The following is a 10,040-nucleotide window of genomic DNA, read 5'->3' on the forward strand; positions in this document are numbered from 1 at the left end:
GTGTCGAGGGCCTGTGCTCGGGCGAGTACGTCGAGTCCGAGGTAGCGGCGGCCTTCGGTCCACTCGTCGTGCTGTTCGGCCAGGACCGCGCCGACGAGCCGGATGATGCTGGCACGGTCGGGGAAGATCCCGACCACGTCGGTGCGGCGGCGGATCTCGCGGTTGAGCCTTTCGTTGGGGTTGTTGGACCAGATCTGGCGCCAAACCTCCTTGGGGAACGGCGTGAACGCCAAGATGTCGGCCCGAGCGCCCTCGAGGTGCTCGGCCACGGCCGGGAGCTTCTCGGCCAGGGCGTCAACGACACGGTCGAACTGGGCGTGCACCGCCTCAGCGTCGGGCTGGTCGTAGATCGAGTGCAGCAGCGCCTTGACCCACGGCCACGACGACTTCGGGGTCGCGGACATGAGGTTCGCCGCGTAGTGGGTGCGGCAGCGCTGCCACGCAGCGCCGGGGATCGTGGCCGCGATCGCGGCGACCAGGCCGGCGTGGGCATCTGAGGTGACGAGCTTGACCCCGGACAGGCCACGGGCGGTGAGATCCCTGAAGAAGGCGAGCCAGCCGGCGCCGTCCTCGCTGGTGGTGACCTGCACGCCGAGGATCTCGCGGTGCCCATCAGCGTTGACGCCGGTCGCGACGAGCACGTGCACCGGCACCACCCGGCCGCCCTCGCGGACCTTCAAAACGAGCGCGTCAGCGGCGACGAAGGTGAACGGCCCGGCGTCCTCGAGCCGTCGGGTGCGGAACGCCTCGACGTGCTCGTCGAGCTCCTTGGCCATCACCGAGACCTGCGACTTCGACAGCCCGGTGATGCCGAGGGTCTGGACCAACTTGTCCATCCGCCGGGTCGAGACACCGAGAAGGTAGCAAGTCGCCACCACCGAGGTGAGCGCCCGTTCGGCACGTTTGCGGCGTTCGAGCAGCCAGTCGGGATACAGGCTGCCCTGCCGGAGCTTGGGAACCGCGACATCGAGGGTCCCGACCCTGGTGTCGAGGTCGCGGTGGCGGTAGCCGTTGCGGGAGTTCACCCGCTCGGCGCTCCGCTCGCCGTAGCCGGCGCCGCACACGGCGTCGGCCTGTGCCGAAAGCAACGCGTTGACGAACGTGGTGAGCAGATCGCGCAGCAGGTCGGGGCTCGCCTGGGACAGCTGCTCATCGAGGAAGCGGGCAGGGTCGATACTGGGTACAGCGGTCATCGTCGTGGTTCCTTCTTCGAGTCGGTTTTCGCAGATCACTCGAAGGATCCACCCGGTGGCCGCGCCTACGTTGGAGGCACGCGCTCACTCAGGTCCGTCGTACACCACTCTGCTGGACTCCACTCCGAAGGTGGTTCGGCCGGGTTGTCAGGGACGTACTTCTCTTTACTTGGCAATGAGGCATGTTGCAGTGGCTCGTGACAGTCGACGAGGTTGAACCCTGAGTCGAGCGCCGCCCGTATGTATTCGGCCGTGGCGTGCCTCCAACTCGGGATGTACCCGAAGTCACCGGTAGGGAGCGCCTCGACGCATGGGTAGAGGTGGGACCCCGGGAATTGTCCGCGGGTGTCTGAGACGACGAGGTTCCCTCCTGCGTTCAACACTCGTGCCCACTCCTTGAATACAGGTGCAAGGTCTCGAATGTGAGCCAGGGCGAGTGCTGACACGACTAGGTCAACTGAGGAGTCATTGACCGGCAACGACCGGAGGTCGGCGACGCCGAATGAAACGTCGGGGTTCTTTGCCCGTGCTAGATCCAACATGTCGGGGGAACTGTCGAAGCCGCTCACCTGGTGTCCCCTCGACGCCAAGTAGCCCGCCAATCGGCCAGTCCCACAACCAGCATCTACGGCGATGCCCTTGGGGAGAGAGTCGAGTATTGGAAGCGTGATTGCCTCCTCGATCTCGAACAGACTGTTCCCCGGTCCGTCGTAGCGCTGTGCCCACGTCGCGTAGCCGCTGGGGGCTGAGGTTGGCTCGACGTATCGTCCCTCGCCAAGGGGATCGCCTTCGTCCAAAAGATGCCGGATCTCGTTCAACCTGCGGAGCGTGAATTCTCGGTCATACTCACCCGCGAACGCCCGTAGCAGAGCAAGGCCTTCGATCCCAATGGCGTAAGCGAGCGGGTGTTGAAAGATTGGCCCGCCCGGTTCCCTGTCGTCCGACACCGGTGTCGCGTGCGTTGTCATGCCAGTCGGTCCAGAGTCAGTTCGGCAGCCTCAGCCGCGGACGGCCACTGAGCACGAGTTAGGACAAGGTCCGTGACCTGTTGCGATGTAAGGCCGTCCGTGTCGATGACCTGGCCGGGAAGTCTCAAGCTCTCCACGTTGCGCTCATCGGCGTCGCCGGCTTCCACGGTCGGCTCCATCTCCTCCTCGGAGTAGCCCAGGAGGAGGCCACGTTTCAGGACGCGGCGACGGCGTTCTTCCGTGCCGATGCGCAGCCGCACGACGGTCCAGTCGGCGTCCGGGAGCTGCCGCTTGTGCTCTTCGATCACCTCGGGGCTGTCGATGGCGCCCGAGACCACCAGGCATCGAGCCCCGTGGTCGCGGAACACGCTCCACGCGGCGCCCATGGCCTCCGCCTTCACAGCGAAGTTGTCGGGGTCGTGCACTGGCGCCGGGTGGCACATACCGATGTCGTCGAGGTCGAGGCGGGCGGTGGGGATGCCGGCTCCGTACAACCGTGAGAAGACGTGGTAGGAGGTGTCGCTCTTGCCCGTTCCCATGGCGCCGATCAGGAGAAGGGCAGGCGTGCGCTCGGACGTGTCAGCAGACATTCGAAGTGCCTCAGTTCAGGGTGAGGTGCGGGTGGACGGGTCAACCAGGCATGACCGCCAACTGCGGTCTGGAGCGTACTCCTTGTAGGTGCGCAGCCGGTTGATTGTGGCCGCGGTTTCCCATGCCTCACTCACTTCATGGACCGAAGACTGCCGGTGCAGCGCCTCCCCGTCAACCTCGAAACGGCTCGCAGGTGGACGCGCGGGCGTCCCGCAGATGGATCCCACCTGCGGGACGAGTCTGGGTCAGCGCTGAAACGTCGCACATCGCCCTTGAGTCGCGCCCTCGGCGACCGCCCCTGTCCGGCCGACGCCTCGACTTACGCACCCGATGCCGATGTCTCGTCGACGATCTCCAGGCCTACCCACGCTTGGCTTCCGCAGCGTCGAACCTGCGGTGTAGCAGGCTTGCGAACCCGAGGTACTCAAGCGCCTGCTCGGGGTCACCCGGCTTGAAGAGTTCTTGGGCACCGGGGTTACGGATGCCCACATCGCGCCGCGGAAGATGTACATGAACCCCTCCTGCTCATCCTCGCCGCTCTTGCCCTCGTGCGCGGACACGTCCAGCACCGAGCCGTCCGGCTTGAAGGCCTGAGCCATCCGGTCGACCGCTGGCCTCTCAATCCCAGTGAGGTCTCGCACCCGGACGTCGATCGATTTGAACGCTTCCGAAACTGCGGCCTGGTGGTGCCCGTCGGCGAAGAAATCACCCGCGGCAGCCTGTACGGCTGGGTGCAGGTTATCAAACGTCAGCCGACGCACGGCTGCCACCCGAGGCGGTGCGGGCGAGTCGCCCACTCGACCTTGACGCGATGCATTTGGCGGGCCGGGCCGCTCTGGAGCACCTGAGCGGTTGCGACGTACCGGCGCCCCACGCCGCCCACTTCGAGGCGCGGGTTGGGCATTTCCACGTAGTCGCCCACGAAGATCGGCGTGTCGATAGCGAAGGAGTCGGTCCTGCTTTGGATGTGCGCCTCGACTGCGATCCGCGTCTCGTCCTCTGTGCCGGGCTTGCTTGCGACAGTGACGAGGCGAGTCCCGAGGGAGGTGCGCATCTGGCGATGAACGGGTCCACTGGGCCGTCGGGGCGGGGACGGCCCGTGTGCTGGCGAGGTCTCGGCATAACGGAATCTGGGGCCGTGAGCGGCGGATTCGGCACCCGCACGATGACGGCGTGTGGCTCTATGACGCGTCCGGTGGCGACTTTGCGTGACGAAGGCCACCACCGCGACCACGCCGGTCTGCGGTGCCCTTCCGCATGCATTTCCCCAACGGCGGGTCCGTGAAGCGCTGAAACGCGTTCAGCGGAAGGTGACTGCGGGCGGAATAATCAGGTGACCGTATCCACCGGGGAGCGGGACTAAAGACTTCCCGTCATTGATCGTTGGGCTCCTCATCAACGGGGGAGACTTACGCGCGACCGCCGCACTCCGCAACGGTCTTGGGCTGCGCGAACAGAGAAGGGGCAATCTTGACCGTCGTTGACTATCTCCGAGAGGACGGCAGCGGAGGCTACGCGGAGTGCCGAGTCCCGGATGTGGTGTTGGGCGATGGGGCTGGGACCGAGCTCATCTTCATCTTCGAATCGCCGCACGTGGAAGAGCTCAAGGCACGCGTGCCCGTGGTGGGAGCATCTGGAAGAGATGCACTCCGGTTCCTGCAGCGGGACCGAACGCAGGAAGGGCGTCTCGGCTTCTTCGTCCAGCAGCAGCACTCAGCGGGCAACGGACGCGTCGCGATCATGAACGTTTGCAATGTCGCTCTGCAAGCGGCTGCTTTCGGTGACGGCGGGGCGCCGGATCTGGGCTGCGAAGGCTGGGCTCTTATTGAGCGGGTCCGCAAGTCTTCGGCCCGATCGATATCGAGCATGCGGAGCGGCGACGCGAAGGCCGTAGCTGAGGTCATCGTCAAGGGGCTTCGTGATCGGCTAGAGGCCCTGGCGGCAGGCAACGATCGCCGCGTGGTGGCCGCCGGTGCTTTTGCTCAAGGCATGGTCGCGGCGCTGCCCGATGGCTTGATCGACGATCCACTCCGGGTGCCGCATCCGTCCTTCAACCAGTGGAACCGGGTGACGAACCAGGAGTTGCCGGACATGGTCGAGATGCGACGGCTCTTCGTCAAGGCGGTGGCCTGACTTGGCTACGGCGTGGGCTGCAGCCTCGTGTGCGTGGCACTCGTGAGGCGGGCGGAGACGGCGCCATCAGTTCCAACCCACACAGCTGACCTTGACCCGGCGAGGTCCTGTGTCGCGGTGATTCGGGTCCCATCGGGTGTCCAGGAGGGCTGCCACAAGCGCCCCTCTTGGACGTCGGTCAGGGCTCTGAGCCCGGTCCCATCCGGGCTGATGGTGAAGAGATCCCACGTGTCCGAGGCTGGTGGCGGAGTCGCCGCAAAGCCCATGGTTTCGGTGCTGAAGACGATCTCGTTGGTGACCCGGTTCCAGTCCGGGTAGTACGCGTACTGGTCGAAGTCGGTGAGGAGTTTAGGCTTGCCGCCCTTGACGGAGACAACCGCAATCGCCGATCCGGCCTCAGCGAAGTCGCCATCGAACAGGTCGATCCCGTACACCAAGCGTGCGCCGTCGGGAGACCAACGCGGAACGTCAACGAGCTTCGGCTGCTTCGCGGATGTGACCTCAGTGAGCTCCTTGGTCGCCAGATCGAGCACCACCAATGTGGAGGCGGCTGGTGGCTGACTATCGGTCGCGTTGGTGTACTGCGTGTAGGCGATTCGCTTCCCGTCCGGAGACCAAGCGGGGAAATCGCACCCCTCGCACTCCTGGATTAACTGGGGGCTGGCGCCCTCAGCAGACATGGTCCACAGGCCCTTGTCCTGGTCGGCGAACACAATCTGGGAGCCGTCTGGGGACCAGTCCGGGTGGTAGCCGTTGGCAACTTCCGCCGGCTGCATCGAGTGAGCTCCCGAGCCATCCTCGCTTGCGACCCAGATGGCATCACCCCCGCCGCCAGCGCGAGCCCATTGATATAGCAGGAGGGCGCCAGGGTCGGAGGGCGAGGACGTGGCATCGGAGGTGGACTCGTCCACCGCGGATGGGTCTGTCCCACTCGAGTCGGTCGACGAAGTACTTGAGCTGGTCGACGAAGTACTTGAACATCCACCGAGCCCAATACCAAGCGCCAGCATGCACACCGTCAACAGGCCGGCGAAGTTGCGTGGCTTCATGTTGCTTTTCCTGTCTGCCTTGTGGCGGGTGGCTCCCTGACACACGTCTGGTGGCCACGATGTTGACGAATTGCGATTGCAGATCGCCTACAACGATCACGCTCGTTGTTGACCTTTGAAGGAGCCGCGTGCCCTACAGAGTCTGGGGCCGTTAGCGGCCGAACGCAACGGCATTCCCACCGCCTGGGTGGGGCGTCGTCGAGGCGCTATGGGCGGACGGAAACGAGCCGAGGAGCGCGGACCGTTCGATCCTGACCTACCTAGGCGAAGCCGATGCTGTGGTCACTCACCCGCCAGTCGAAGCTGCCTTTGCCGTCGTTGACCCAATAGTCGGCCACCGCCCAGAGGTCGCCGTGTGCGGGCACCTCGACGATCGCGGATTCCTTCGCGCCGTTCGCTCCGGTGATCTCGATCTGGTGCGTCCCTGCGGCTATGGCGACCTCGAATGGCACCCAGTTGTGTTGGCCCTCAACGGCGAACACTTGGTCCACGATCACCACCCCGTCGATCGTCAGCCGCACCGGAGCGTCAGGGTCGTCAAAGGACTGGTTAGAGATATAGAGGTGCAGGTTGGCCTCCGCTTCCTCCACCAATCGCGGCTCGCCGGTTGGCGCCGCGGCACCCTCGGTCAGCGCCAGCTCCCGGCGTTCGCCCGGCAGAAACATCCGCAAGGTCTGCGGCGCGTCCGTGGGGCCGTTGCCCCAGATCGCGAAGCGCACCGGCTCGCCCTTGCGCAGGTACGGCGTCCCGTCGGCGCGGGTGCGCTGCACCGCCTGGCAGTTGAGCCGCCGAGTAGCGACCTCCTCCTCAGACATGGTGCCCAGCGCGACCTGATAGCCCGGGCACGGGTCGAGTTCGATGTCGTGATCGGTCGCGGTCAGCTCGACCACCCACGTGGGCGTCCCATCCCAGTTGGTGCCCGGGTAGTCCTTCGTCGCGGTGTCGACCAGGCGCACCTCCAGCCCCGAGAAGTCGCCGCGCACCGGCTCGGCCAGCCATCCTTCGGGCTGCCAATAGGTCGTGGGCAGCGTGAGTTCTGCGACCTCGCCCGACGCCTGCTGAGGGCAGTCCACATCAGGGAAGTCGCTCACCTTCGCCACGCCGTTCTTGTGGTCGAAGAAGATCGCGGTGTCGACGTTCGGCGCGACGACGCACCAGTCCTCCAGCGACGCCTTGACGAGCGCACCGCGACGGGCCGTGATCAGCGGGTCGGCCGGCCACTGCCCGATCACGGGGTCGGTCGCACCACCCAGCACCTCGATGTGCCGCCCCGAGAGGGACCACTCAAAGTAGGCGTACCCACTCATTCGGCAGGCTTCCTCCCCGGGCTTCAGGCGGGCGGCGAAGGCGAATGAGCCGTCCACGACCTCGGCGGCCAGATCAAGCTGGCGCAGCAGACAGTAGGGATGCCCTGAGGCGATGTCGGTGCGCGGCCGGAAGCTGTTCGCCATCTCGACCCCCGGCCAGTTCATGGCCTCGTTGACCGGCGGGATCGCGCCAGGTACTTCGACCGGCCCCACTCCCTTCGGCAGATCCGGGTCCCAGGTCGACCCGCCCTGCTCGGCCGCCCCGGCCTCGCCCACTCGACCCTGTCGACCGTCGAAGATCGTCCCCACCCAGAAGACGCCGATGATCATCGCGGCCACGGCAGCCACGGCGCCCACGGGCGCGAGGGTGCCCCAGCGGATCCGCCGCGGCGCACCAGCAAACGCCGTGAGGTCCGGTGGACGGTAGGCCGCCTCGTGCTGGGAGCGGAACTGCTCACCAGCCTCGTGCAACCGACGGTCGAGTTCGGGATCGTCCATGGCTGGGTACGCCGCCAGGGCGTCGTGCCGCTTAGTCGCCGCGGAACTTGCTCCAGAATCAGGACAGTTCGAGCCGACGCCGCAGCTCAGCTCGCGCGTGGTGCAGCGTCGCTCGGATGGTGCCCTCGGCGACTCCGAGAGCGGTCGCACACGTGGCGATGTCGGCGCCTACGAAGTAGTAGAGCTCGATCACCTGACGTTGCCGCGTGGAGAGCGCCAGAACCGCCCGCTCCAGATCGACATCCGCAGCGGCCGCTTCCTGACTCGACTCACCCGCTTGGTCGAGAGGCAGCCACACCTTGGTCCGCGTGCGATGGCGACGCGCCTTGTCTCTCACGATGGCCAGCAGCCAGCCCAGGGACTCTCCGCGCCCCGCGTCATACGTCGACCAGCGCTGCCACGCGCGTGTCAAGGCCTCCTGCACCACATCGTCAGCGTCCGCCGGATCGACCAGCCGCGCCGCATACCGGTGCATCGCCGGCAGATGAGGCGAGACCCAGGCGCTGAACCCCTCCTCCATGTCGCTCCCTCCGACGTGTCCGCTGGACAGGTCGTAGTACCAAGGTCCGATTGCTCGCCGTCGATGACCGTCTCTAGGTTCGCATCATGACCCGGACACCCCACCCCCGCCAGCTTCCCCATCTGTCTCGCCGCCTCGCGAGCGTCCTGGTCGTCCTCTTCGGCGTCCTGGCTGCATCATTCGCCGCCACTCCCGCCCAGGCCGGCCTCGGCTTCCCCGCAGTCCCGTTCGCCGAAATGTCGGTGACCCCGCCGGGAGGGATCGCGCCGGTTGCTGTGAGCTTCAACGGCTCGGCTTCGCTCTGCCTCGAGGGCTGCACCATCGCGTCGTACACCTGGGACTTCGGCGACGGCGCGACCGCGAGCGGCCCGCTGGCGACCCACACCTATACGCGGTCCGGGCTCTTCACTGCCGCACTGACCGTGACCGCCACCAACGGGGCCACGAGTACGGCGCAATCGCTGGTCAACGTCTTCGAGTACACCACCGGCAAGATCGTGGCCACGCCCGACCGTGGGATGTTGCCACTGCCCGTCGCCTTCGATGGGTCCGGATCACGCACCAACTGGGATCGCACGATCGTCTCCTACGCGTGGGACTTCGGCGACGGGGCAACGGGCACCGGGCAGACCGTCACCCACACCTACACCCGAGCCGGGATCTTCAACGCCACCCTCCGCGTCACCGATAGCACCGGTGGCTACCAGATCGTCGGCACCACGATCTTGGCCCAGGACCCGATGCTTACTCCGAGCAACCTGGCCGCGACCTCACCGGTGAAGGGCTCGGTTCGCCTGACCTGGACGAACCGGATGGCTGGCGTGAGCCAGCTCGGCATCGAACGCTGCACCGGCTCCACCTGCACCAACTTCGCGCAGGTCTTCGCCTTGCCTCCCGGCTCCACCACGTGGACCGACACCGGCCGTGCCTCCGGCACGACCTTCCGTTACCGCGTTCGGGTCATCGACCTGCTCGGCAACACCGCGGTCACTGCCCCGGTGAAGGTCAAGGTGCGCTGAGCGATTGGCGGGCTGTCGCACCGACTCATTGCCGGATGATCCGACGTTCGATTGCGGCGGCGACCGCGCCGGCCCGAGTGTCGACACCGAGCTTGTTGTAGACGTGCGAGAGGTGAGACTTAACCGTCGCCTCGGAGACGAAGAGCTCTCGTGCCATCTCCTTGTTGCCCAGCCCGCGGGAAAGCAACTCGAGCACCTCAACCTCCCGCTCAGTGATCGTGGCCGCGCCGGGCGTCGCGCGTCGTACGAGTGTCGCAGCCACCGACGGCGCAAGAACCGTCTCGCCGCGCGCGGTGGCGCGAACGCCGGCGAAGAGGTCGGCCGGTGGTGCATCCTTGAGCAGGTAGCCACGGGCCCCCGCTTCGAGGGCGCGCAGGATGTCGGCTTCGGTGTCGTAGGTGGTCAGGACCAGGACCTCGGGCGGCTGCGGCAGCGCTCGCAGGGCGGAGGTGATCTCGGCTCCGCCGGCCTTGCCCCCGCCGAGATTGAGGTCCATCAGTGCGACGTCGGGGCGGTCACCGCGCGCCGCGGCAACTGCCTGCTCCATCCCTTCGGCCTCGGCGACAACACAGAGGTCACCCTGCCCATCGAGGAGCGCCCGCAGCCCGGCGCGGACCACGGGATGGTCGTCCACGAGCAGGATCCGGATCATCGAGTCATCCCGGAGGAGCTCAGCGGGAAGCGCACGGAGACCGTTGTGCCCTCATCCGGCGCGCTCTCCACGTGCGCGCGGCCGCCGAGCGCCTCCGCCCGGTCGTGGAT

11 protein-coding genes are annotated in these 10,040 nt (G+C 66.5%); 2 read left to right on the forward strand and 9 right to left on the reverse strand.

Annotated elements, in window-relative coordinates:
- The 5 genes from WAW85_RS12415 to WAW85_RS12435 all read right to left on the reverse strand — a co-directional run.
- Nucleotides 1-1,193: IS256 family transposase (locus WAW85_RS12415; RefSeq protein WP_422559916.1), on the reverse strand; the 1,193-nt coding region annotated here is incomplete at its 3' end.
- Nucleotides 1,194-1,258: 65 nt separating this feature from the next.
- Complete coding sequence (locus WAW85_RS12420) at nt 1,259-2,161, reverse strand: class I SAM-dependent DNA methyltransferase (RefSeq protein WP_422559917.1); 903 nt, start codon at nt 2,159-2,161, stop codon at nt 1,259-1,261.
- Complete coding sequence (locus tag WAW85_RS12425; protein ID WP_422559918.1) at nt 2,158-2,751, reverse strand: hypothetical protein; 594 nt, start codon at nt 2,749-2,751, stop codon at nt 2,158-2,160. Before WAW85_RS12425 ends, WAW85_RS12420 begins: the two co-directional genes overlap by 4 nt.
- A 246-nt stretch (nt 2,752-2,997) precedes the next feature.
- Nucleotides 2,998-3,549: a TIGR02391 family protein gene (locus WAW85_RS12430; protein WP_422559919.1), complete on the reverse strand. Its 552-nt coding sequence runs from the start codon at nt 3,547-3,549 to the stop codon at nt 2,998-3,000.
- The gene (locus WAW85_RS12435) at nt 3,501-3,806 is read right to left on the reverse strand and encodes a hypothetical protein (RefSeq protein ID WP_422559920.1); all 306 of its coding nucleotides are present in this window, start codon (nt 3,804-3,806) and stop codon (nt 3,501-3,503) included. The genes WAW85_RS12430 and WAW85_RS12435 overlap by 49 nt, the downstream gene beginning before the upstream one ends.
- Nucleotides 3,807-4,222: 416 nt before the next feature.
- Between WAW85_RS12435 and WAW85_RS12440 the strand changes: the two genes are divergently transcribed.
- Complete coding sequence (locus WAW85_RS12440; RefSeq protein WP_422559921.1) at nt 4,223-4,885, forward strand: hypothetical protein; 663 nt, start codon at nt 4,223-4,225, stop codon at nt 4,883-4,885.
- A 5-nt stretch (nt 4,886-4,890) separates the two neighbouring features.
- On the opposite strand, the gene WAW85_RS12445 is transcribed toward WAW85_RS12440, so the two are convergent.
- The 3 genes from WAW85_RS12445 to WAW85_RS12455 form a co-directional block, all read right to left on the reverse strand.
- A complete protein-coding gene (locus WAW85_RS12445; RefSeq protein WP_422559922.1) occupies nt 4,891-5,661 on the reverse strand; it encodes a TolB family protein in 771 nt (256 codons plus the stop codon).
- A 533-nt stretch (nt 5,662-6,194) separates the two neighbouring features.
- Nucleotides 6,195-7,739 carry a hypothetical protein gene (locus WAW85_RS12450; protein ID WP_422559923.1) on the reverse strand — a complete coding sequence of 515 codons (1,545 nt, stop codon included), beginning with the start codon at nt 7,737-7,739 and terminating at the stop codon, nt 6,195-6,197.
- A gap of 58 nt (nt 7,740-7,797) precedes the next feature.
- On the reverse strand, nt 7,798-8,259 hold the full coding sequence (locus tag WAW85_RS12455; protein ID WP_422559924.1) for an RNA polymerase sigma factor: 462 nt from the start codon (nt 8,257-8,259) through the stop codon (nt 7,798-7,800).
- An 86-nt stretch (nt 8,260-8,345) separates the two neighbouring features.
- Between WAW85_RS12455 and WAW85_RS12460 the strand changes: the two genes are divergently transcribed.
- Entirely contained in the window at nt 8,346-9,278 is a 933-nt protein-coding gene (locus WAW85_RS12460; RefSeq protein ID WP_422559925.1) for a PKD domain-containing protein, read from the forward strand.
- Between the two features lie 25 nt (nt 9,279-9,303).
- Here WAW85_RS12460 and WAW85_RS12465 read toward each other — a convergent pair whose 3' ends face one another.
- On the reverse strand, nt 9,304-9,930 hold the full coding sequence (locus tag WAW85_RS12465) for a response regulator (RefSeq protein ID WP_422559926.1): 627 nt from the start codon (nt 9,928-9,930) through the stop codon (nt 9,304-9,306).
- Nucleotides 9,931-10,040: the final 110 nt, after the last annotated feature.

It is taken from the genome of Gordonia sp. (in: high G+C Gram-positive bacteria), assembly GCF_049299075.1.
Classification (GTDB): domain Bacteria; phylum Actinomycetota; class Actinomycetes; order Mycobacteriales; family Mycobacteriaceae; genus Gordonia.